Raw genomic sequence first — 24,631 nt, forward strand, 5'->3', positions numbered from 1 at the left:
TCTCCCCAGGTAGGGGAGACTTTTTTATTGTATAATTTAATTTCTTCATTTCTTAACATTTAAGCCCTCCCTACCGGGGATGGTTTGGGTGGGGCTTATAGCTCCTTTACCGCCGCCTTAAACTGGTTACCTCTATCCTCATAATTTTTAAACAGATCAAAGCTTGCACAAGCAGGGGATAGCAATACCGTATCGCCTTTTGTTGCCAAATGGTAAGCCGCTTGCGCCGCATCTGTTGCAGATGAAGTATTAACTATAATATCTACTACATCCTCAAAAGCTTCGTGGATGCGCTGGTTGTCTTTACCTAAGCAAACTATGGCCTTTACCTTTTGTTTAACCAAATCTTTCAACATCGAATAATCATTGCCCTTGTCCACACCGCCTAATATCAGTACCACATCACTGGTCATGCTTTCTAACGCGTACCAGGTTGAATTAACATTAGTAGCTTTCGAATCATTTATGAAACTAATGCCTGATATTTTACCTATCGACTCCAGCCTATGCTCAATATTTCTGAACGTGGCCAGGCTTTCGCGCAGGGTATCATTGCGTAATTCTAGCACTTTTGCTACAATGCCAGATGCCATTGAGTTGTAGATGTTGTGCTTGCCTTGCAGGGCCAGTTCTGTAATTGACATTTCAAAATGTTCTTGAGGTGTGTTAATGACAATATTGTCGTTTTCGAGATCTGCTCCCGTTGCAATTTTTTTTTCTATCGAGAATGGAAACTGCTTTGCTTTAAAGCTGCGCCCTTCCATTCCCTTTATTGTTTCCGCATCATCAGCACAGTAGATAAATACATCATCAGCTGTTTGATTTTGCGTTACACGGAACTTTGATGCCGCGTAGTTTTCCATTTTGTAATCATACCTGTCCAAATGATCGGGTGTGATGTTTAACAACACCGCTATATCTGTTTTAAACTGGTACATATCATCCAGCATAAAACTGCTTAGCTCTAACACATAGCAATCATGCTTTTCGGTAGCTACCTGGTAGGCAAAGCTTTTGCCTATGTTACCGGCCAGGCCAACGTTTAATCCCGCGTTTTTCAGGATAAAATGGGTTAAGCTAGTCGTAGTAGTTTTTCCGTTCGAGCCGGTAATACCTATTATTTTAGCGTTGGTATATCGCCCCGCAAACTCAATCTCTGATATAACCGGCACACCTTTTTCTTTTAGCTTTTTGATGATGGGCGCTTTATCAGGTATACCAGGGCTTTTAATAACTTCAACCGCGTTTAATATTTCGGCTTCGGTGTGTTGGTTCTCTTCAAAACGGATATTCCAACCCTTTAACTGCTCTTTATAATGAGGGGCTATGGCACTAAAGTCTGATACAAAAACATCATACCCCTGCTGTTGGGCAAGATATGCCGCACCCACACCGCTTTCGCCGGCACCAAGGATGGCAAGCCTCACCCCGGCTCTCTCCAAAGGAGAGGGAGAGTTATAGGATATGTTAATGTTTTCGTTCATTCTTTTTTAGTCCATAGACCATGGTCGATATCCCATAGGCGTTTTTTGCTTTTTTATCTATCTATCTATCCTTTTTCTATGGACCATCGACTTCAACTTATCTTAGTTTCAATGTTATAAATGTTAAAATTGCCAGCATAATCCCCAGGATCCAAAAACGAGTTACGATCTTAGATTCATGGAAACCCTTTTTTTGGTAATGGTGATGCAACGGCGACATTAAAAATATCCGCCTGCCTTCGCCAAATCTTTTTCGGGTGTATTTAAACCAACCCACCTGCAGCATTACCGACACATTCTCTACCAGGAATATGCCGCATAATAATGGCAGCAATAACTCCTTACGTATCAGGATAGCAAATACAGCTATGATACCGCCGATAGTTAAACTACCGGTATCACCCATAAAAACCTGGGCAGGGTAGGCGTTGTACCATAAAAACCCTACGCAGGCACCCACAAAAGCGCCGGCAAAAATTACCAGCTCGCCCGAGTTGGGGATGTACATAATATTTAAGTAGTCGGATATGATGTAGTTACCCGATACATAGGCCAGTATAGCCAGTGTAATACCAATGATTGCAGATGTACCCGTTGCCAGTCCGTCAATCCCATCGGTTATATTAGCGCCGTTTGATATGGCTGTTATAATAATGATCACAAAGAATAAGAATACAATCAGCGTATATTTCTCATAACCCGGGCCTAAAAATTTGAGCACCTTGCCATAATCAAACTCGTTATTTTTATAAAACGGCAGCGTTGTTTTGCGCAGGTTGAGGTCCTGTGTTAAAACAGGTTTATTTCCCCTCATGTGGAAATCTATCTTAGCATCATATTGCACCGGCAACTTCACTTCTTGCTGTATAACCACATTTTTATTATTGTACATAATAAAACCTATGATCAATGCTAAACCTACCTGGCCAACAATTTTGAACCTGCCGGCTAAACCCTCTTTGTTCTTCTTAAATATTTTAATGTAATCATCCAAAAAGCCAATAACGCCCAACCAAAGGGTTGTAATAATCATCATGATGATATAGATATTATCCAGTTTGGCAAACAACAGGGTTGGTAGTAAAATACCAAGGATGATGATCAACCCACCCATAGAAGGAGTGCCTGCTTTTTGCATCTGGCCCTCTAAACCCAAATTCCTTACAGTTTCGCCTACTTGTTTATAGCGCAAAAAATCAATTAACCGGCGCCCATAAACAGTGGTCACTATTAATGATGTAATTACTGCCATAGCCATCCTGAACGTGATGTACTGAAACACCCCCGTTCCGGGAATACTGTAGTTTTTGTATAAATATGTAAATAGATAGTATAGCATTATCCCATCAATTTAAATTGGTTCAGTAACTCTTCTTTATCGTCAAAGTGATTTTTTACACCTTTTATTTCCTGGTATTTCTCGTGGCCCTTGCCGGCTAACAGGATAATATCACCCGGTTGCGCCAGCATGCAGGCGGTTTTAATAGCCTCGTGCCTGTCGGTAATACTTACCGTATAGCGTTGCGCGGTTGGTGTAACGCCAGCTTCCATATCTTTAATAATCTGTGCAGGGTCCTCGGTACGCGGATTGTCTGATGTCAATATCACTTTATCGCTCCATTCGCAAGCTACCTTAGCCATTATAGGGCGTTTGGTTTTGTCCCTGTCGCCGCCGCAGCCTATCACAGTTATTACTTTTTCATTTCCCTTGCGGATGTTGTGGATAGTGCTTAACACATTCTGCACCGCATCCGGCGTGTGGGCATAATCAACAATGCCTATAATTTTATTTGGCGCTACTACATAATCAAACCTGCCTTCGGCGCCTGATAGTTTACTTAGGCTGGTTAATACTTTGGCACGATCCTGATCCAGCAACATCGCGGCAGCATAAACAGCCAGTAAATTATAGGCGTTAAACGTACCTACCATCTTAAACCAAACTTCCTCGTTATCAATCAGCAGCAATAAACCACCAAATTGATTCTCCAGGATCTTGCCTTTATAATCGGCCATGCTTTTAAGGGCATAGGTTTTTTTATGAGCCTTGGTGTTTTGCAGCATTACACTGCCGTTCTTATCGTCATTATTGGTTAAGGCAAACGCGTTTTTAGATAGCCCATCAAAAAATGCCTTTTTAGCCTTTAAATAATTATCGAAGGTTTTATGATAGTCTAAATGATCGTGCGTTAAGTTGGAGAATATACCACCTGCAAAATTCAACCCCTCTATACGATGCTGAGCAACCGCGTGCGAGCTTACTTCCATAAAGCAATAATCGCAGCCTTGTGTTACCATTTCGTCCACCAAACTGTTCAATTCTACCTGGTCGGGTGTAGTATGGGTTGATGGAATAATTTTTCCGTTGATCTGATTTTCGACGGTTGATAGCAAGCCGCATTTATAACCCAGATCACGAAACAATTGATACAACAACGTAGCAATAGTGGTTTTACCATTGGTGCCGGTTACGCCAACCAGTTTTAATTTGTTTGATGGATTATCATAAAAATTGGCTGATACAATACCTAATGCAACTGCAGAGTTACCAACCATTAAAAAGTCAACCTCACCGGCGGTATGTCCCGGTAGTTCCTCGCATATTATAGCTACCGCGCCATCTTTTATGGCTTTCTCAATATAATCATGGCCATCAACCTGGGTGCCTTTTACCGCTACGAACAATGAACCGGGCACAACCTTGCGCGAATCAAACACAACCGCGCTAATTTCTACATCTGCCGCGCCTTGCAGCTCGGTAAATGGTAGTCCGGTTAATATATCGCTCAGGTATCTCATTGCAGCTCTATTGTTATTTTTGATCCCTTAGGTATTGTACTTCCACCGGTAACCGACTGCGCAGTTACTACGCCGCTGCCTTTTACACCTACTTTATAGCCTGCATTACCTAAAAGGTATAATGCATCGCTTAAACCCATGCCTGTTACTGTTGGCACAGTGCCGGCTTTATATTTATTTTCTTCAAAAGGGATACCGCTGCTGGTATCAATACCGGTATTTGCGGCAGCATACAAAGGTTTAAGGCCCAATTTGCTATACACTTGTTTTAATGCGGCTAAATTGCCCTGTTTAACTTTAGGCATAGTTGTGTTACCCACTAAATGCAAGGGGGCGCTATGATTAATATCCAGGTCACTGGCATAAACTCTATCAGCTATTTTGCGAAACACCGGACCAGCCACATGGGCCGCCAAATGCGAACCTACTTTTGGATTGCTGATAACAACAATCATGGAATACTTGGGATGATCAGCAGGGAAATAACCGCAGAATGATGCCTGGTGAGCATTTTTTTCGCCATAACCTGATGAGCCGTTAGCTATCTGCGCCGTACCGGTTTTACCGGCTACACTGTATAATTTATTTTTGATAACCAGTTTGCCGGTTCCCTCTAATACCACACCTTCTAACAAGCCTTTTACTTTAGCCAAGGCTTCGTCCGAGCATACCTTAGGATTAATAACCTTTGCCTGAAAATGCTCTACTGTATTACCCATACTGCGGATCTCGCGTACAAAAATCGGCGATATCATTTTACCATTATTAGCCACCGAATTATAAAAAGTAAGCATCTGTAACGGCGATAACTTTAACTCGTAACCGTAAGCCATTTGTGCCACACTTTGCAATTTGTTCCAGCTTTTGGATGATGGATTTTTTATTAACGGTTGTCCTTCGCCCGGTATTTGCAGGCCGTTTCTTTCATTCAGATGATAGCGATACAAAGCATCGGTAAATTCGCGTGGATTGTCTTTATAATGCGAGTAAACAAATTTTACAGCAGCCACGTTTGATGATTCTTCAAAAGCATGTTTGGCGCTAATTACGCTGCCGCCATCTTCTGCATCTTTTATATGTAAAAACACTTTGCCATTGTGTGGATTGACCATATTATATATACCATGTTCAATATCAACCTTGCTGCTGGTGTCTATTTTATGCTGATCCAGCAAAGTCATATAAGTGGCCAATTTAAAAGTCGATCCCGGCTCAGCCTCGGCTCCAATAGCATAGTTAAATCTTTCCTCGTAATCGCCCTCTTTAGTGCGGGTAAAGTTGGCAATGGCGCGGATCTCGCCGGTGGCAACTTCCATTAGTACCACCGTACCAAAATCCGCCTGGATGCTATCCAATTGCTTTTTTAAGGCTTTTTGAGCGACATCCTGGAAATTTACGTTAATGGTAGATATAATATCCGCGCCATCTTTTGCAGTCACTTCGTCCTCGTCATTATTAACGGGCACATATACACCACCTGCAATGCGCTGCATCAGGCGTTTTCCGTTTTCGCCGTTGATATAGCCGGCATAAGCACCTTCTAAACCAACCGCGTTTTTTACATTCTCGTTCTTATAACCTATTGTACGGGCCGCTAATGACCGGAAAGGTAAAATGCGCTTGTTTTGCGCCAATACAATTAACCCACCCTTATATTTACCCAATTTAAAGATTGGAAACCTGCGGATCTCTTTTAACTCCTGGAAAGTTACTTTGCGCCTGATCAACTGGTAGCGCGAGCTATCTTTACGGGCATCGCGCAGCATCCTTGAATAATCTCTTTCTGATCTTTCCGGATATAATGCTGATAGTTTTGATGCCAACGAATCTACTTTGCTGTAAAATATCTTATCCTCGGCAATACCGCCGGCAAACATATCCATGTGCAATTCATACTCGGGCACCGATGTGGCCAATAAGCTGCCGTCAACCGAATAAATGTTTCCACGGGTAGCTTCTACGTTTTCATACTTAGTTGATAGCTTGGAAGCCATCGCCTTCCATTTATTACCCTGTACGTATTGAAGGCGGTACATTTGCACCACTACCGCTACCGCGAACAGTAATATCAGGCCAAAGGCCAAATACACACGAAGCAATATGTTGGTTCTGATACTCATTGCGTAGCATCCTCCTTAACAGTAATTTTTTGAGCCGGCTGCAAAGATTCACGTATACCTAAAGTATCAGCCCGTTTAGACACTTCTGACAAAGTGCTTTTATAGGCCAGATCAGCTTTGGTTACTTTATACTCCCAGCTTAGCTCATGTACTTCTTTGGTTATTTTATCTATATCACGAATATTTTTTTCGGCCAGGTGACGGTTGCCTATGTAAATCATCCCTAACAGCGCAATGAACAATACAAAAGGCAAAGCGCGGGTAGCTTCATCCGAAGCAATAAAACCGTTGGATAAAAATTTAGTCAAAAAGTTTTCCGGAACTTCCTTTACAGTCTTTTCCTCAACGATCAGTTCGCTTTCTAATTCTTCTTCCGGAATTTCTGTGCGTAAACGATTGTTCATACTACTTTTTTACCGCTATCCTTAATTTTGCACTACGTGCCCTGTTATTGCTAAATATTTCTTCTTCTGACGCCGTTATCGCGCCGCGGCTTACCGCGTCAAATGGTTTTTGGTCATTACCAAAAAAATCCTTCTCCACCTCGCCGCTAAATTTGCCTTTGGCGATGAAGTTCTTTACCAGCCTATCCTCTAACGAGTGGTAAGACATTACCACCAACCTGCCACCTACCGCTAATACATCAGCCGTTTGTATTAAAAAATCCTTCAGCGCTTCCAGCTCCTGGTTAACTTCTATTCTTAACGCCTGGAAAACCTGCGCCAGATATTTATTTTCTTTACCCTTCGGGATGCGTGCCGAAATAACATTCTTCAAATCGGCAACGGTTATAATAGGCGCGTTTAACCGGGCAGTTACAATTGTATTTGCCAGCGATTTAGCATTCTGTATCTCACCATAAATACCGAAGATGCGGTGCAGTTCGGCCTCGGTATAACTGTTTACTACTTCTTTAGCACTTAGGTCAGATGCCTGGTTCATGCGCATATCCAACTCCGCGTCAAAACGGATGGAGAAACCACGTTCGGCCTGGTCAAACTGGTATGATGACACGCCCAGATCAGCCAGTATCCCATCAACCGGGATAGCGCCATGCAGGCGGCAAAAGTTTTTCAGGTATCTAAAATTTTGATCAATAAACTCAAAACGTTCATCGTCAATTATATTTTGCTGCGCATCGGCATCCTGATCAAACGCCAGCAATCTGCCGTCTTTTCCCAGGTGTTTTAATATTTCTTTGGAGTGGCCGCCACCGCCAAAGGTCACATCTACATAAGTGCCATCTTTTTTAATAGCCAGGCCATCAATACATTCCTGCAGCATTACGGGGTTATGATAAGTGCTCATCATTCCTCCTTCCGGCATTACCCATTACCTCTTCGGCAAGGTTTGCAAAGTTTTCGGGCTCGTTATCCAGTTGCGCGTTGTACGCTTCTTCGGCCCAAACCTCTATTTTGTTAAACTGGCATGATAACACCACATCGGCATCAATGCCTGCATATTCTAATAACGACTTCGGCAAAAGCACCCGTCCGGCACTATCCAAACCCAATTCGGACGCGCCACGGGTGAAATACCTGATAAATTCGCGGGTCTTTTTTTCGTATTGGTTAAGTTGGCTCAAGTCCTCAACTATCTTATTCCATTCTTTCCGGGTATAGATCACCAAATGTTTTTCGAAGCCACGATTGATCACAAGGCCCTCATTAACAGCTTCGGGGAGCTGTTTTTTGAGGCCAACAGGGATCATCATCCGCCCTTTAGCATCCAGTTTACAATCAAATTCTCCTAAAAAATTAGACATAGTTACACTTCGGCAATTATTGTAACGTAAAAGTAAATAGCTTTTACCACTTTTAGACACTTTTTCCCACTAAAAGTTTTCAACAATCACTAAAATGTTTTTTCTTCCCACTTTAGGTAGCAAAAAACCCGACTAGCATCGGGTCCAAAAAATAGCTTAAAGCATGTTTTTATGCGATTAATTGATTACCATGATGTTATGAATTTCGATTTAAGAGTGTTCGAAAGATTTAAGAGCCATGGGCTCGACACATATTGTAGCAACGGGTTTTAACCCGTTGAAGAATATGCCCCTTAATAATGAGTGCCATAGGCACGATGCATATTGGCTACAAGATTTGCGAATTACCCGGTTATATGGGCCGAACCTATGGTTCTTCGACTTGTTTTTATTTTAATTTTCAACGGATTAAAATCCGTTGCTACAATATGGTGCGAGGCTACGCCTCTTGTGATTTCGTTCGAAAAGTCCTAATTTAGATTTGAAAGTTACAACCGAAGGGTTTAAATAACCCCATACAAAACCCCACCAACTTCCCCCATCTTATCCACCATCTTCTCCACCTCAGGGTCCTTCACCAATACCGGTGCATGATGCGGTTTTATCCTTGCATCAATAATCAACGGGCCATAGCAGCCCCAGTGTTTATGCTCGGTAAATTCGTTAATGCCATAAATATCATGCGATGGATTGCTGCGGGTAAAGGTTACCCAAACAAAGTTGTTAATATTTTGAGCGACAAAGGCGGCATCATCACATAATACCATTAGCGGGATCCCTGATAGATCAGCCCCGGCAAAATGCTCTTGCAAAAACTCCATCATCAGGGGCATGTCACTGGTTCTTATATTGTTAGGAACCTCTACAGCGAGTACACCCGGCATCACCATTTTATAATTGACGAATGGTTTTGGCAGTGTAAAATCTGTAGGCACATCGGCCCATAATTCCCGTTTTATTTCTCCTGCTACTGCCACTGCTACTTTACTTCCTGAATTTAAGCCGCTGCCACTATAATCAAGCGTATCAATAGTGGTACGGGTATGAAAATGCAGATCGCGGGTCAGGTCTATGCGTTGCAGTATATGTGTCAAAAAACCGCTAATATCATTTACATCCAACTTAGGGTCATCCTCCTGCGCGGCAATGAACAAGTATTTGGCCAGACTTAGCTGGTTCTTGCCTAATATATGATTGGCAATGGTTAAAATCTCCTGTGGCTTTCTTTCTTTTATATAAGGTGTATAACGCTCGCTGCCTATGGCAAATAATAAAGGATGTACGCCAGCCGCGTCAACCGCGTTAACGGCATGTAGTCCCGGAATTTCCTGCGGTAAAGCCGAGCCGGTAATCTCATGGATCAAAGCGCCAAAGCTTGTATCTTCCTGCGGTGGCCGACCCACTACGGTAAACGACCATACGGCATCCTTACGGTGATAAACGTTATGTACTTTTAATAACGGAAACGGATGCGCCAAGCTATAATAACCCAAATGATCACCAAACGGACCTTCTGATTTATTTTCATGCGGCTCGACAGTTCCGGTGATGATAAAGTCCGCATCGGCAGAAATACAAAAACCTTCCTCATCATAAAAATAACGGAACCTGCGGTTACCCAACGCGCCGGCAAAAGTCATTTCTGACAGTCCCTCGGGCAATGGCATTACCGCCGCTACCGGGTGCGATGGCGGGCCGCCTACAAATATGCTCACTTTTAAAGGCTGGCCCTTTGCATTGGCTTTGGTTTGATGTACGCCTATACCACGGTGCAGTTGGTAGTGCAGGCCAATCTCTTTATTTAATATATAATCATTACCTGCCATCTGTATACGGTACATGCCCAGGTTGGCGTTTATTACCCCGGGCTTATCGCTGTCCTCGGTATAAACTTGTGGCATGGTTACAAACGGGCCGCCATCTTTGGGCCAGTTTACAATTTGCGGCAGATCACTGATGTTACACTTTTCAAAGGCCCTCCTGCCAACCTTCATAGGCAAAGCCGATAGAGCGGTAAGTGCAACATTGGCGTATTTAAATGGATGTTTTAAGGCATGTAATGGGTCGTTCTTTACATCAACCAGTGTTTTAACTTTCTCTAGCGAATCGCGGAAAATAAACTTAGACCGCTCCAGCGTACCAAACAAATTAGATACCGCCGGGAATTTACTGCCTTTTACCTTCTCGAATAAAATAGCCGGGCCAGCGTGCTCAAACACGCGCAAATGTATTTGTGCCATTTGCAGATATGGGTCAATCTCTTCTTTTATACGTATTAAATGACCGTGTTTTTCAAGGTCGGTAATGCAGACTTGTAAATTTGGGTAACCCATAGGGCAATTTTATTTGCACAAAGGTGCTTAAAATATCATAAGCAGGTCTGTAAATAATTAATTAAAAAAGCGGTATGGTGTAATTTTTTATCGAATTAGTATCCCCCAGGAAAGACCAAGTTAGCCCGGTTATATAAGTGTTTAAAGCGTTATTTACCTGTTCTACAGATGCCATATAAACTAGCTGGGGGAAATCATCAGCATACTGCCAGTTACTGTCAATTTCTGACAGCGCCAGGTTTTCTGTTACGGCCAAATTACTTTGTTGGTTTATAAAGCTTGTAATAATAAATGCGTTTTTTAGGCGGGCTAACCATTCTTCATTTACGCCTGTTCTTTGCAGATTCTTAATAGTTTTAACTATTTCATCAATAGCCTGTTGGGGAGTATTAGTAACCAAACTAATAACCATATGAGGCATTTGCATGGTTGAGCAATCGGCATTTATAGTATTTACTAGTTGCGCTTTGGTTAAGTTATAATAAAGCGTGGCGCTTAATGCCGCCACACCCAATTTAAACGGTATAAAGTCCGGGCTTTTTACAATTGGCGCATTAGACATTGCCGAAACGTAGTTACTTGGTATATTTTTCTGCTGGGTAATAATTTTATTGCCGCTTAATACCGGAGCCTCATAAAAAGGTTGGTCGTATTGTTTTGATCTAATATTCCCGAATGACAACAGTATTTTTTCTTTAAGCTCATCCTTAGTTATATTACCTACTACAACTATAAATAGTTTTTCTTTGCTTAAAAGAACATTGTTATAATAATCTTTTATATCAGCGGCAGTAATATTGTTTAAAGTAGCATCAGTTCCGTACGGATCTATACCATAGGATGTTCCCTTATAAGCATTAAGCAGTAATATTTTAGAAACATCCACTATTGGTCTTGAGCCCATTAATTTATTATCAGAAATTATCTTATTTCTGAGCAATTGAACCTCACCAGCTTGAAAAGTAGGGTTCATTACAATATCGGCAAACATATCCCATCCCTTGTCAAAATATTTAGAAATACAGTTTAGCTGTATAAAGCCATAATCAAAACTCGATGCCCCTGAAAAATATATATCATACTTATCACTGGTATCACGCAGTGCATTAGCCGTATAGTTTTGTGTTCCGCACTCTACAGCTCCACGTAACGCAAACTGTTCAATACCTGCTTTCTCTTTCGAAAAATTAGTCACACCGCCCCGAAAATATATCCCTACATTAATGACCTTCTTTTGCGAAGGCTTAAATATTACTTTGATACCGCCTACATCAAATGAAGTTGCCGTATTTATAGTTTGAGCAATTGCAGTAATATTTATGAAAATAGCTGCGATGATGGTTATTAACGATTTCATTTTTTTATTATTAATCAGCTTTAAAAAAATCATCTGTTTTTAATTGAGACCTTAACTCAGGGCTTATTAATAAGCCTGCACAGTAAGGCTTGTTTTTTATGTATTTACGTACATATGCCTGCAAATCTGCTTTATTTATTTTCTGTAGATTATCTAAATAAGTAAAATAATAATTTAGCGAGGCTGATGCCCACCAGAATGCTAAGGTATTAACAAAATTAGATGAAATTTCTTCGCGCCGTATTTGGCCAATTTCAAGCTTCCGTTGGGCTGTTGCTATTTGTTGGGCTGTTATATAATCATCAGAATCAAATAAATTGATCTGTCTTTTCGCTTCGGCCAAACATTCTTTGATTTTTAAAGGGTTGGGCTTTATCATAAATGTTATTGGGCCGCCCCTGCGTAATGTTAAATAATTAAAGTCTATTTCTAACGCTAAGCCTGATTGTAAAAGTGCTTTTTTTAACCTGGACGTATTTTGCATTACAATATTTGAAAATACATCAGCAGTATAAGTAGACTGGATATCCATTTGTGTATTTGGGCCTTGCCAGCCTAATGTAATGTAAGGCACAGTTGCCGTGGCAGACTCCACAGTAAAGTATTGCGTTTTTATAATTGGTTTAAATAGTGGCACCTGCCATTTTTTAAACGGATCAAACACAGACGATTGCCAACTGGCAAAAAGTTCATTAACTTTTGTAAATATTTTTTCGTGTGATATGGAGCCCGCTATAGTAAGCAATGCGTTATTAGGGTAATAATATCGTTTTTGTACAGAATCCATTAACGATAAAGTAGCTGACTGGATACTTGCATGATTGCCAATTGCCCTTTTACGATTATAAAGATTACCCCATAAATGCTGATCTACAGCTGCACCAAGGGCAAACAGGCTGTTTGTTTCTTTCACCTGTAATTCTCTATTTGAAATACCTTTAGCTTCGGCCAGGCTCTTTTCGTCAAGAAGCGGAAAACGCATGGCCGAATTCATATATCTTAGTCCTTCATCTACACCTATATTTGGCATCGTAAAATGACATTCGGCTTTTTCCTCTGCAGCACTGGTATTTCTAATCATGCCAGATTTACTTGCATAATAGGCAACCATGTCACTGCTGCCATAGTCTTTGTTTGCCCTAAACAGCATGTTATGATACATATAGGTAAGGCCGCTATAAATCGGCGACTCTGTAAAAGAGCCATTTTTAAACGTCATGGAGATAGTAACCAGCGGGACACTATTATCTTCTATAACCAACACAGTTAACCCATTGGGTAGTTTTTGCGAAAAGATATTCTCTCGTAATTGAGTTTGCGCTTTAACTGCGGTAATTACAAAGCAGGATAAAAGCATTAAGATGTAGCTCTTTAGGATCATATAAGGTTTAGTATTTACCCTGTTAAATTAAAAAAAAATATTTTAATTGGCAATTTATTTACCGCCCCTCCTATTTAATTTATGAAACCCTAAAAACGCCAAGCATTGCGTCTCTACTAAATCCATAGATAAACATTAAACATCGTGCTTAAAAAAAGTTATTATTACTTTTAGGGCCTAAACGTTTTGTGTTTATATGTCGGTTATTGAGCTTACGCTAATTATACTCATCGGCTCGTACTTCGCGGGTTTACTAGGTTCATTAACCGGTTTGGGCGGCGGGTTCATAATTATTCCCTTACTTACCTTATTACTTCACGTTGATATTCACTACGCCATTGGCGCATCTTTAGTATCAGTAATAGCAACTTCATCGGGCTCGGCAGCTGCTTATGTTAAGGAGGGCATTACCAATATGCGACTAGGCATGTTTTTAGAAATAGCTACAACGGCCGGCGCATTAGCGGGGGCTATCCTGGCCATATATACACCTACGCATTATATTGCCATATTATTTGGGTTGATTTTGATATTATCGGCAATAATGTCGCTACGCAAAAAAACGCGGCAAATAACCCAACACAAAAGCTATCTGGCCCAAAAGTTAAAACTTAACAGCAGCTACCCTACCACTGATGGCATGCTCGAATATGGTGTAAGCAATGTAACCGGCGGCTTTTTTATGATGCTTTTTGCGGGCGTTATATCGGGTTTAATAGGGATAGGTTCCGGCGCGTTAAAAGTTGTGGCTATGGATAATATTATGCGGATACCTTTTAAAGTGTCAACCACTACCAGTAATTTTATGATAGGTGTTACCGCGGCAGCTAGTGCGGTTGTTTATTTGCAACGGGGTTATATTGATCCGGCCCTTTCTATGCCCGTGGTTATAGGCGTATTACTGGGTGCAATAACCGGCTCGAAAATTTTGGTGCAAAGCACCTCTTCCAAATGGATACGGGTAATATTTTCGGTAATAATAAGCGTATTGGCTGTACAAATGATCTATAAGGGTGTAATGGGTAAGATATAGTTATTAGAGATTAGTGATTAAAGATTAGGAATGCAAATTTAATATCTACACTAACTTACCAATTAACTAATGAACAATTGAACTAATGAACAAATTAAAAGACACCGATATACAAGCAACTATTGGCTGGGTATTACGTACCGGGGTAATATTATCTATAGCGATCGTGCTTTTTGGCGGGGCGGTATATATATATCGTCATGGGCATGATATTGCAAACTATAGCACATTTAAAGATGAGTCTGATTTTGCGCAACTAACCGGCATTATAAACGGGATACTAACTTTCAGAGGCAGGGCAATTATACAGGGCGGCATAATTTTGTTAATAGCTACACCTATAATAAGGGTTGCGTTTTCGGCTATTGGGTTTTTGTTCGAGAAGGATTACCTGTATACCGGTATTACTTTACTTGTTTTACTTATTATTTTTATAAGTATGCTTAGCGGGCACACGGGTTAATTACTTGTAGCTTTTCCGGCTATACCGCCGGCCCTTTTTTGCTCGTCCTCGTTACCGGTATCATGTTTGGTTGTATTCTTTAATGATATATTACCAAAATTATAGCTAAAGCTAAACGTAATTAAACGGGTTTCTTTTTTATCATATACCGTCATGTTAAGATTTTGATACTTGATAGTGCTAAAGTCCCTGTGCGTGTTAAAAATATCCTTTACGCCCAGGCTTAATCTCCCATTTCGGTTAAGTATTTTTTTGCTTATACCAGCATCAACATAATAATCTGCCTTAAACTGGCCAATACCATAAAAGCCAGGCGATTCATAATCACCAGAAACCTGGGCAGAGAGCGTATTGGATAACCTAAGGTTTTGCTCACTGTATAAACTAATCCACTGGGTACCTTTATCAAGTGTCCCGTTTTGGGGATAAGCTTTTATACGCTGATAGGACGCATCCGCAGAAAAACTGCCAGTCCACCAGTTTGTAAAGATTACCGGCACGTAAAACCTTAAGCCATAAGTAGAGTAAGTACCAAAATTCTGGGTGATTGATCTGCTTACCTTTGTCGAATCGTTTTGTACATAATCCAAAAACTCATAAAAATTTGTAATAACCGAAGCGTATAAAGTGGTCATTGATTTTTTATTATAAGTATGTGATATTTGTATTTTGTTAGTATACTGAGGCAATAAATTTGGATTACCCTGGCGGTAATCATACAGATCTGTAAAGTACAAAAACGGGTTAACAGCATCATAAGCCGCCCTGTTTACTCCCCGGTTAAAGCTAATATCAAAGTTATTTTTGGCATCAGCCTGGTAATTTAACTGCACTTGAGGAAACCAATCCGTATAGTTCTTTTTAACCGAGCTTACCATTAATGCAGATGTGCCATTACCACTAGTATTAGACTGCTCAACTCTTAAACCTGCTATCAAATCTACTTGCCCTAATTTGCCTATATAATTTATATACCCTGAATTGATATTCTCTTTATATAAAAATGCACTGCTAAAATTTGGTGCGCTTTGGTAAACCCCGTTTACTTGGGGGCCAAAAATTAGATTATTATCGCTTTGCACCCAGCTAAATTTTAAACCACCTTCTAATCGTGCTGTTTTTGATAATGGGTTTACATAGTCAACCTTTGCTGCCAGGATATTAATCTTGGCCGGCGATAGGTTTTGCAATTTAAGCGCGGGCCTGTAATTAACATGTGCAGAATTGTAGAAGTAATTATCAATATATTCGGACGAGTGGCGATTAATATCATTATAGGTTACGTCTACAGTTAGCAGCTTGCCCATGGTATCCAGCTTACCGGTATAGTTAATATCGTAGCTTAAATTATTAAGCCCGCGGTTTAGCTGTGATTTTGTTGATATGGTCGAATCAAGCACCCCGTTATTGGTAACATTTAAAACATTGTTTTTTACAAAGTCATCATCATTAATGGTACCACTTACCAATACTCCAATAGTATGTTTAGTTGATAATGTATAATCTGTCCCGATCCTGAAATTATGAACATAGCCTTGCTGGGTAGCATAATAATTTACATCATACTCATTTACATTGCCTTTGTAGTTTATTATTCTGTTGGTTATAAACGCATGGTCGGTTTTTCTATCACCGTAATTATAATTACCAAAAATATTTATTTTGCCCCTGCGGTTATTAAATATCAAACCCGCGCTACCCTTACCAAACTTACCATAACCCGCACTGGTTGAAACTGTAAAGTTTGTACCGGCATTGGTGCCCTTTTTCATTTCGAAGTTAATAATACCACCACCGGCCGCTTCATATTTAGCTGAAGGATTAGATATCAGTACTAAATGATCTATCATGCTGGCTGGTAAACTTTGTAAATAGTCAACCAGATCCGGCCCGGTTAACTGCGTTGCTTTACCATCAATCGTTACCAAGGCGTTTGATCGGCCAATAATACTAATGTCGCCCTTATTATCGGCATGCACACCCGGTGCCTGCCTTAATAAATCAAATGCAGACTCGCCCCCAGAAATTATACTGCTTTGTACGTTTAGTATAATTCTATCTGGCTTAACCTCTATATATGAGCGTTGGGCGGTTATAGAAACTGCTTCAAGTTGTGGCAAGTGGAGGGTTAAGTTAATTTCGCCAATAGCTATATCTTTATCAGATATTACTGTATACGGCCCGGTTAATGACTGGTCATAACCTATTTTACTTATCAGCAGCAGATACTTGCCGGGCTTAATATCAAATTTAAATATTCCTTTTTCATTACAGATAGCAGATTTAATGATCGAAGAGTCGGCAGCGGCTAATAGGATAACCGTGGCCGCTTCGGCCGCCAAATGTTTTTCCTCAGAAACTTTACCATGCAACCCGGAAGAGCCTGTTTGTGCATATAAATGATTATAGGCACCCGATAAGAACGCTATTAACAAGCACCCCGTTAAAACCTTCATTAATATATATGTAGAAATTTGTTATCAGTTAATAATAAACTATAAATATGCTAAAAAATAGCCTGATTTATAGTCTTGTTACGGTTTATTTTTAATAAAAATTATTAATACTTATTGTATAGTTGGTTATAGTAACATGTATTGCCTAATTTTTATTAATTTTCGTAATTATATTACACCCATTAAAATGAAGAAAATTTGCTTTTTTACACTGGCTATATTTTTTGCTGTAAAACTATTTGCACAGGCAGAGCCCGCTACGTATATGGCTACCGCAGGTCGGTTTAAAAAGTTCTATAATGCAAACCTCCCTGATAGTATATCTGCAAACTTTGGCCCCGAGTTTAAAGCTGTTTTACCTATTGATAAATTTAACGCCTCAACCAAACAATTAAGGGCACAGTTAGGCACTTTACTTCAAACTGAGTTTATTGGTTATGACTCGTCATTGGCTAGCTATAAAGCTACATTTCAAAACGGTGTCTTTTTACTCAATCTTGCATTAAACGGTAAGAACCAGATTATTGGGTTAAAACTGGCCCCATATCAGGAAGCCGCTAAAATTGATCCTTCATTAATAGAATCTCCCGTTTCGTTAAAAACATTATCCGGAACAATTTATGGCACTATAACTACGCCAAAAACCATTAATGGTAAAATACCTGTGGTGTTAATTATTGCAGGCTCTGGCCCTACAGACCGTAACGGTAATAGCCCCAATTTGGCTACTAATGATTATAAATTAATAGCCGAAGCATTAGGTAAAGATGGTATTGCAAGCTTACGCTATGATAAACGTATGGTTGGCGAAAGCGTTGGGACAGAAAAAGAAGAAAGCCTGCGCTTTGATGATTATGTTGATGATGCTATAGGCATGATCAATTTATTAAAAGAGGATAAGCGGTTCTCTAAAGTAATTGTGCTGGGGCATAGCGAAGGATCATTAGTTGGCATGCTTGCTTCCATTGCTTCCGAAGGCGGTACCGATGCTTTCATTTCGGTTGCAGGCGCGGGCCGCCGGGCCGATGAGATTTTAACTGAACAAATGAAATCGCAGCCGGCTTATATGTCCGAAGGCTTTAAAAAGATATTAGACTCGTTAGCCGTGGGCAAAGTTCAGAAAAAGGTTGACCCTTCTTTATACTTTATAGCCAGGCCAGGCATACAAAATTATTTAAGGAGCTGGTGTAAGTTTGATCCCCAACAGGAGATCAAAAAACTTAGAATACCTATACTAATTATACTAGGCAATACAGATTTGCAGGTACCTGTTACTGATGCAGAAAAGTTAAAAAAAGCAAAATCGGCAGCTATATTAGCAATTATACACGGCATGAACCATGTACTTAAAGAGGCCCCGGTAGATAAAGATAAAAATATGGCCACCTATAACCAGCCGGACCTGCCTTTAAAACCCGAGTTTGTAAGCAGTGTGCTTGATTTTATTCATGGGTTGAAGTAAAGAATTACTAAGACTTATAGTTCCCCTGCAACCGTCGTATCACCACGATTTCGCTGATATGATAAGCGGTATGATCTGCAATTTGAAGGGCCTCGCGCAATATGGTTTGCCCACTGCCATGACCCAATGGTTTATAAATATCTGTGGTTTTAAAAAGATTTATAAACTCTTCAAGGTCGGCCTCTATTTGTTTTAATGAATTTTCCCAGTCAGTGCCGCCAACCGGCGCGGTTTCTTTTGGCCAGTATTCATCGGGCCATTTTGGCGATTTATGATTCTTGTCCAAACAAAACTGCACCATATCCCATTGGACAATGCGTATATGCTCAACCAATTGCCAAATGCTGTAGGGTAGTTTAGTTGGTTTATCGCCACGTGCCCCAGCAGGCAACCCTTCAAGCGCATCTTGTAAACCAATATGTGCGCTGCCGCCACGCAGTAATTTTACTACTTCATCAATAATTATTTTATGCTCCTTATCCATAGTAATACTTTGTTTTATTGTTAATAGCTTTTTTGTGTTAAATGTTCTAAGTTTATCCAACAAAATAATTACCAATTATGCGTAGCCTTACCTACTTAATTCTCTTGTCGCTTTTTATTATCGGATGCCAGAAAGAGGGCCCAATGGGCCAGTTATCAGCAAAAGGTAACGAGGCGTTTACCGCTTATGAGGGCCATTACCTGGATGCTTTATGGAAACTAAACCCGGACGAAGCAACTAACCAGGGCTACCATAAATATGATAGCTTACTGATAATCCCTAACGATAAAAGCCGCGAGGCGATGCTGAATTTTGTCAAACTGCAACAAGACTCTTTGGCGCGGTTCGAGGTAAATGATCTGACCGAACTGAACAAAATGGATTACCACATCCTTCAAAATCAATTAGAGTATACTAGTTGGCAGATAACGGTATTAAAAAGCTATCAATGGAACCCCGGATATTACAATGCTATCCCTACGTTCGCGCATATTTTAAATGAAAACTATGCCCCGCTGACTAAGCGCTTGCGCAATTTCTACCAAAAAATGGCCGACCTGCCGGCTTACTATAAAGAAGCCCAAAAACAAATAAAAAATCCGGTGCCCGAGCTAACCACTCTGGCTATAGACCAGCAAACAGGTGGTATTAATATATTGGAAAAAGATTTTGCCGACTCGCTAAAAAAAACCAATATACCGGCGGCAGAGCAAAAACAAATGACCGACAGGGCCAAAGTTTCGGCTGATGCGGTTAGAGCATTTGTAACCTGGCTACAAAACTTAAAGAGCGATAAATCACGAAGTTTTAGATTAGGCAAGGAGTTGTATGAGGATAAGTTTAAATTCGAAATACAATCAGCCTATAACGCGCAGCAGTTATTTAATTTAGCTACCGAGCGTAAAAAACAAGTGCATAAGGATATGGCTAAGCTAAGCCGCCAGTTATGGCCAAAATATTTCGGCAAAAAAGCAATGCCTGCCGACTCGTTGGATATGATAGGCCAGGTTTTAGATACGCTATCAGCCAAACATACAACGGCTGCTGATCTGCAATTGACCATCGAAAAAATATTACCTAAACTATCGGCATTTATAAAAACTAAGGACTTGCTAACGCTCGACCCTACCAAGCCATTGTTGGTACGTAAAAACCCGGCTTACTTTGGCAATGCGGCCGTAGCATCATTAAGCGCACCGGGGCCGTACGATAAAAACGGAAACTCTTATTTTAATATCATTAGCCTGACAGGTTTATCAGCAGATAAAGCAGAAAGCTACCTGCGCGAATACAATAACTATACCATACAAATATTAAGTATACATGAAGGCATACCCGGCCATTACGCGCAATTGATTTATGCCAATAAAGCGCCTAGCTTAATAAAATCACTGTTTGGCAGCGGCACCATGGTTGAAGGCTGGGCCGTGTACGGCGAGCAAATGATGCTGGATAATGGTTATGACGATTCGCCCGAAATGAAGCTGATGTGGTATAAATGGCACCTGCGCTCGGTTTGTAACAGTATTTTAGATTATAACGTACATAGCAACGGCACCACCAAAGAACAAGCTATAACCTTCTTAACCCACGAAGCTTTTCAACAACAGGCAGAAGCCGAAGGCAAATGGAGGCGCGTAAGTGTAACCAGCGTACAACTGGATAGTTACTACGATGGATACAAAGAAATTATGGGTCTGCGCGAAGCCTACAAAGCCAAAGTTGGTGCCGAAAAATACAAGCTTAAAGAGTTTAATGAGAAGTTTTTAAGTTATGGCAATGCGCCGGTTAAACTGATAAGATTGGCGATGTTGGGGAATAAATCAAATTAAGTTTGTCATTTCAAGGTAGGATATTTCCAGCGCGCAACTGAACGTGTAGTAGCGCTCATGGCCGCTGGGCCTAGTTCTTTTTCCTTAGATGAAAAAGAACCAAAAACTAAGCGTAGCGACCTCATGAACACCTATAAAAACAAACAATAAGTGAATAAATCAAGTCAGCCCAATCGCTGCCACCTCACAGGCCAGGCTCCCGACCGCGTGGGCTGACAGGCCTTTGCGCTCTTTTCATTGCTCATTAATATGAAAATTGTTGGCTCATTGAGCAAAGCGTCAGCAGAAAAGCTTCGGATGAAATTAAGTAAAACAAGTTGGCCTGAGTGTTGGAAAGGGCATAGCAACTTTTTACTGAAGCGGTGGACGTGAGCGAGCAAAGCTGGGTAAAAATATTGCAGCCCGTGGTTTTACTTAATTTGCCGGGCAAAGGCCATGAGCGCAAAGAAGCATATCTGATGACTTGATTTTTTGGTTACTTTTGTATCAAGACAAAAGTAACAGCCCTAGCGGCAATTGAGCGCTACGACGCGTTCTCGCAAAACAATAAAGGCATGAGCAAACAAAACTGGCCCCAACTAAACTACACCGACCTAAAAGATACTGTAGCTACTGTACAGTTATGGACACAAATAGTCGGCAAGATCCGCCTTAAAAAAATGCCATGGCTTAATCATTCCTGGCATGTTACTTTATATGTTTCGCCGCGGGGTTTAACCACACAAAGCATCCCTTATGGCGGTGGTAGTTTCCAGATAGATTTTGATTTTATAACACACCAGCTCATCATTACCTGCAGCAACGGCAAGCATCAAATAGTAGAGCTATACCCACGCACAGTAGCCAGCTTTTATAAAGAGCTATTTGAAAAATTGACGTTGCTGAATATCGAAATAGCTATTTATGCCAAACCCAATGAGATTGACCCGGCTATTCCGTTTGCTGATGATGAGGTGCATCAATCGTACGACAAACACCAGGTCGAGCTATTTTTTAAGGCTTTGCTAAACATCAATAAAGTGTTTACCCAATTTAGGTCGAGGTTTAGCGGCAAGTGCAGCCCGGTACATTTTTTCTGGGGAGCGTTTGATCTGGCCGTCACCCGTTTCTCGGGCCGCAGGGCACCGTTATACCCCGGCGGCATACCTAATATCCCCGACAGAGTGATGCAGGAAGCCTACTCGCATGAGGTGAGTAGCTGCGGTTTTTGGCCGGGCGGTGATCAGTTTCCGCACCCTGCGTTTTATGCCTATTGCTATCCTACTCCTGCTACCTTTGGCCAGCAACCTGTTAAACCGGCCGAAGCATTTTACAGTACGGAGATGGGCGAGTTCTTTTTAAAATATGAAGATGTGCGCAATGCCGGCAATCCTGAAAATACTTTACTGGAGTTTTTAGAAAGCACCTACGTAGCGGCCGCCAACACAGGCAATTGGGACAGGGAGAATTTAGAATGTGATTTTTCGTGGTTGGAGAAATCTTAAATTTAATAAGTTAGTCCTAATTTGTAATCCGAGGAAGTATCAAACAGGGCTGAAATTTTACAGCAAAATTACGGCGTTTAAATAAAATTATGGTGACACCATTTTTGTCAGTACCTGTTTTTAGCGATACGGACGTGTCATCCACAGCTAAATCGCTGATTTCGCTTGTTTCTTTTTTCTGTTTCACATCACTAAAAATCAACAAAATACAAACATTTGATTATCAGTAATTAAACTAAAAATTACACATAAAAATCTTGACGTTTAGGTTGTTTCATTTTGTTTCACTCCATTTTACTAAACTGCTATTTTTCAAATAATTATCTCAAAAAAGTGTTTCAATTGTTTCATCTGTTTCACTGTTTCATGAAACAAAGCAGTCAGCCTGGTAATATCCAGACTTACGAAGTTTTTAAAACTTCGTAAGTCTTAACCACCTTCTGTCATATACCAGTAATTTGCCCATCCGCCTATCTGCACATTTGCACATAATATGTACCTTTACTTTTAGAATTAACTGAACATCATTATGCTAAAAGGATTTTTTAATGTCCCCACACCGCAAAACGAGCCTGTATTAAACTACGGCCCGCGCAGTTTGGAAAGGGCAGCGCTAAAACAGGCTTTGGATGAAGCCCGTGCCTATAAGATTGACATACCTATGTACATTGGCGATAAGCAGGTACATACCGGCAAACGGATGGAGATCCGCCCGCCGCATGATCATAAACATTTACTGGCTAACTTTTTCGAGGGCGATAAAAACACCGTTGAGCAGGCTATAGATGCCGCCCTGGCCGCAAAAGCCGACTGGGAGAACATGCCCTGGGAGCAACGTGCTGCTATCTTCCTAAAAGCCGCCGAGCTGTTTGCTGGCCCATACCGCGCAAAGATCAACGCGGCAACCATGTTGGGCCAATCTAAAAACGCGTACCAGGCCGAAATTGACGCTGCTTGCGAGCTGATAGATTTTTTGCGCTTCAACGTGCATTACATGACCGAGATCTATGCGCAGCAACCGCCTATATCGCCAAAAGGGATCTGGAACCGTGTGGAGCAACGCCCGTTGGAAGGGTTTATATTCGCACTAACACCATTTAACTTTACGGCTATCGCTGGTAATTTGCCGGCATCGGCAGCGATGATGGGTAACGTGGTAGTTTGGAAACCTGCCTATCCGCAGATCTACGCTGCTAACGTATTGATGCAGGTTTTTCTGGAAGCTGGCTTGCCGCCGGGTGTTATCAACTTAATTTATGTTGACGGACCAGTTGCCGGCGATGTAATATTTAATCACCCTGATTTTGCAGGTATCCACTTTACCGGATCGACAGCGGTATTCCAAAACATCTGGCAAACCATTGGTACCAATATCCATAAATACAAAATCTACCCACGCATAGTTGGCGAAACGGGTGGTAAAGACTTCGTGCTTGCCCACTCAAGTGCTAATGCGGATGTAGTTAGCACCGCCCTGATCCGTGGCGCTTTTGAGTACCAGGGACAGAAATGCTCGGCTGCTTCAAGGGCCTATATCCCGGCATCACTATGGCCCGCGGTTGAAGAGAATATGAAACGCGACCTGGCCACCATTAAAATGGGCCCGACAGAAGATTTCGAGAACTTTGTTAACGCGGTTATCACCGAAGCATCATTTGACAAGCTGGCTAAATATATTGATGCCGCTAAAGCGGATAGTAGTGTTGAGGTGATTGCCGGTGGTAACTATGACAAAAGCCAGGGCTGGTTTATTGAACCTACGGTAATTAAAGTAACCGATCCTTTCTATGTAACCATGTGTACAGAGCTGTTTGGCCCGGTACTAACCATCTACGTTTATGAGGATGATAAATTTGATGAGATCCTGAAGATAGTAGATAAAACATCCATCTACGCGCTAACCGGCAGCATCATATCGCAGGATCGTTATGCTATTGCTAAAGCGACACATGCGCTACGCAACGCGGCAGGCAATTTCTATGTCAATGATAAACCAACCGGAGCGGTAGTAGGCCAACAGCCATTTGGCGGTGCCCGCGGATCAGGCACCAACGATAAAGCTGGATCAATGATCAACCTGTTACGCTGGGTATCTCCAAGAACGATCAAAGAAACTTTTGATCCGCCGAAGGATTACAGGTATCCGTTTTTGCAAAAGGATTAACCCCTCTAATCTCC

At 41.2% G+C, this 24,631-nt stretch carries 18 protein-coding genes; 6 read left to right on the forward strand and 12 right to left on the reverse strand.

Annotated elements, in window-relative coordinates; genetic code table 11:
• Positions 1 to 95: 95 nt before the first annotated feature.
• The 10 genes from murD to JWQ34_RS16055 form a co-directional block, all read right to left on the reverse strand.
• On the reverse strand, positions 96 to 1,484 hold the full coding sequence (murD, locus tag JWQ34_RS16010) for a UDP-N-acetylmuramoyl-L-alanine--D-glutamate ligase (protein ID WP_299358879.1): 1,389 nt from the start codon (positions 1,482 to 1,484) through the stop codon (positions 96 to 98).
• 97 nt (positions 1,485 to 1,581) lie between these two features.
• The gene (gene mraY, locus JWQ34_RS16015; protein WP_299358881.1) at positions 1,582 to 2,823 is read right to left on the reverse strand and encodes a phospho-N-acetylmuramoyl-pentapeptide-transferase; all 1,242 of its coding nucleotides are present in this window, start codon (positions 2,821 to 2,823) and stop codon (positions 1,582 to 1,584) included.
• A complete protein-coding gene (locus JWQ34_RS16020) occupies positions 2,823 to 4,283 on the reverse strand; it encodes a UDP-N-acetylmuramoyl-L-alanyl-D-glutamate--2,6-diaminopimelate ligase (RefSeq protein ID WP_299358883.1) in 1,461 nt (486 codons plus the stop codon). The genes mraY and JWQ34_RS16020 overlap by 1 nt, the downstream gene beginning before the upstream one ends.
• Complete coding sequence (locus JWQ34_RS16025; RefSeq protein WP_299358885.1) at positions 4,280 to 6,403, reverse strand: penicillin-binding protein; 2,124 nt, start codon at positions 6,401 to 6,403, stop codon at positions 4,280 to 4,282. The genes JWQ34_RS16020 and JWQ34_RS16025 overlap by 4 nt, the downstream gene beginning before the upstream one ends.
• Positions 6,400 to 6,807 carry an FtsL-like putative cell division protein gene (locus tag JWQ34_RS16030; RefSeq protein WP_299358887.1) on the reverse strand — a complete coding sequence of 136 codons (408 nt, stop codon included), beginning with the start codon at positions 6,805 to 6,807 and terminating at the stop codon, positions 6,400 to 6,402. Before JWQ34_RS16030 ends, JWQ34_RS16025 begins: the two co-directional genes overlap by 4 nt.
• 1 nt (position 6,808) lies before the next feature.
• On the reverse strand, positions 6,809 to 7,714 hold the full coding sequence (gene rsmH / locus JWQ34_RS16035) for a 16S rRNA (cytosine(1402)-N(4))-methyltransferase RsmH (RefSeq protein WP_299359140.1): 906 nt from the start codon (positions 7,712 to 7,714) through the stop codon (positions 6,809 to 6,811).
• Complete coding sequence (gene mraZ, locus JWQ34_RS16040; RefSeq protein WP_299358889.1) at positions 7,695 to 8,168, reverse strand: division/cell wall cluster transcriptional repressor MraZ; 474 nt, start codon at positions 8,166 to 8,168, stop codon at positions 7,695 to 7,697. The genes rsmH and mraZ overlap by 20 nt, the downstream gene beginning before the upstream one ends.
• A gap of 503 nt (positions 8,169 to 8,671) precedes the next feature.
• A complete protein-coding gene (locus tag JWQ34_RS16045) occupies positions 8,672 to 10,501 on the reverse strand; it encodes a UbiD family decarboxylase (protein ID WP_299358891.1) in 1,830 nt (609 codons plus the stop codon).
• Positions 10,502 to 10,562: 61 nt separating this feature from the next.
• The gene (locus tag JWQ34_RS16050; RefSeq protein ID WP_299358893.1) at positions 10,563 to 11,858 is read right to left on the reverse strand and encodes a pitrilysin family protein; all 1,296 of its coding nucleotides are present in this window, start codon (positions 11,856 to 11,858) and stop codon (positions 10,563 to 10,565) included.
• Between the two features lie 10 nt (positions 11,859 to 11,868).
• Positions 11,869 to 13,239 (reverse strand): pitrilysin family protein, encoded by a 1,371-nt coding sequence (locus JWQ34_RS16055; protein WP_299358895.1) that lies wholly within the window; start codon positions 13,237 to 13,239, stop codon positions 11,869 to 11,871.
• A gap of 196 nt (positions 13,240 to 13,435) precedes the next feature.
• Between JWQ34_RS16055 and JWQ34_RS16060 the strand changes: the two genes are divergently transcribed.
• Both JWQ34_RS16060 and JWQ34_RS16065 read left to right on the forward strand, forming a co-directional pair.
• Positions 13,436 to 14,272, forward strand: a complete 837-nt coding sequence (locus tag JWQ34_RS16060; protein WP_299358897.1) for a sulfite exporter TauE/SafE family protein — start codon at positions 13,436 to 13,438, stop codon at positions 14,270 to 14,272.
• An 85-nt stretch (positions 14,273 to 14,357) separates the two neighbouring features.
• Entirely contained in the window at positions 14,358 to 14,735 is a 378-nt protein-coding gene (locus tag JWQ34_RS16065) for a DUF1634 domain-containing protein (RefSeq protein WP_299358899.1), read from the forward strand.
• Here the strand turns inward: JWQ34_RS16065 and JWQ34_RS16070 are convergent.
• Positions 14,732 to 17,191, reverse strand: coding sequence for an outer membrane beta-barrel protein (locus JWQ34_RS16070; RefSeq protein WP_299358901.1), 2,460 nt, complete (start codon positions 17,189 to 17,191; stop codon positions 14,732 to 14,734). The two genes, JWQ34_RS16065 and JWQ34_RS16070, sit on opposite strands and share 4 nt — an antisense overlap.
• Before the next feature lie 187 nt (positions 17,192 to 17,378).
• Here JWQ34_RS16070 and JWQ34_RS16075 point away from each other — a divergent pair, with 187 nt between their 5' ends.
• Positions 17,379 to 18,653, forward strand: a complete 1,275-nt coding sequence (locus JWQ34_RS16075; protein WP_299358904.1) for an alpha/beta hydrolase — start codon at positions 17,379 to 17,381, stop codon at positions 18,651 to 18,653.
• 7 nt (positions 18,654 to 18,660) lie between these two features.
• Here the strand turns inward: JWQ34_RS16075 and JWQ34_RS16080 are convergent, their stop codons facing one another.
• A complete protein-coding gene (locus JWQ34_RS16080) occupies positions 18,661 to 19,137 on the reverse strand; it encodes a DinB family protein (RefSeq protein WP_299358906.1) in 477 nt (158 codons plus the stop codon).
• A gap of 77 nt (positions 19,138 to 19,214) precedes the next feature.
• Here JWQ34_RS16080 and JWQ34_RS16085 point away from each other — a divergent pair, with 77 nt between their 5' ends.
• The 3 genes from JWQ34_RS16085 (at position 19,215) to pruA (ending at position 24,617) form a co-directional block, all read left to right on the forward strand.
• Complete coding sequence (locus tag JWQ34_RS16085) at positions 19,215 to 20,969, forward strand: DUF885 domain-containing protein (protein WP_299358908.1); 1,755 nt, start codon at positions 19,215 to 19,217, stop codon at positions 20,967 to 20,969.
• Between the two features lie 554 nt (positions 20,970 to 21,523).
• The gene (locus tag JWQ34_RS16090) at positions 21,524 to 22,453 is read left to right on the forward strand and encodes a DUF5996 family protein (protein ID WP_299358910.1); all 930 of its coding nucleotides are present in this window, start codon (positions 21,524 to 21,526) and stop codon (positions 22,451 to 22,453) included.
• A gap of 529 nt (positions 22,454 to 22,982) precedes the next feature.
• Complete coding sequence (pruA, locus tag JWQ34_RS16095) at positions 22,983 to 24,617, forward strand: L-glutamate gamma-semialdehyde dehydrogenase (protein ID WP_299358912.1); 1,635 nt, start codon at positions 22,983 to 22,985, stop codon at positions 24,615 to 24,617.
• Positions 24,618 to 24,631: the final 14 nt, after the last annotated feature.

This window comes from Mucilaginibacter sp., from assembly GCF_028288185.1.
Taxonomy (GTDB): domain Bacteria; phylum Bacteroidota; class Bacteroidia; order Sphingobacteriales; family Sphingobacteriaceae; genus Mucilaginibacter.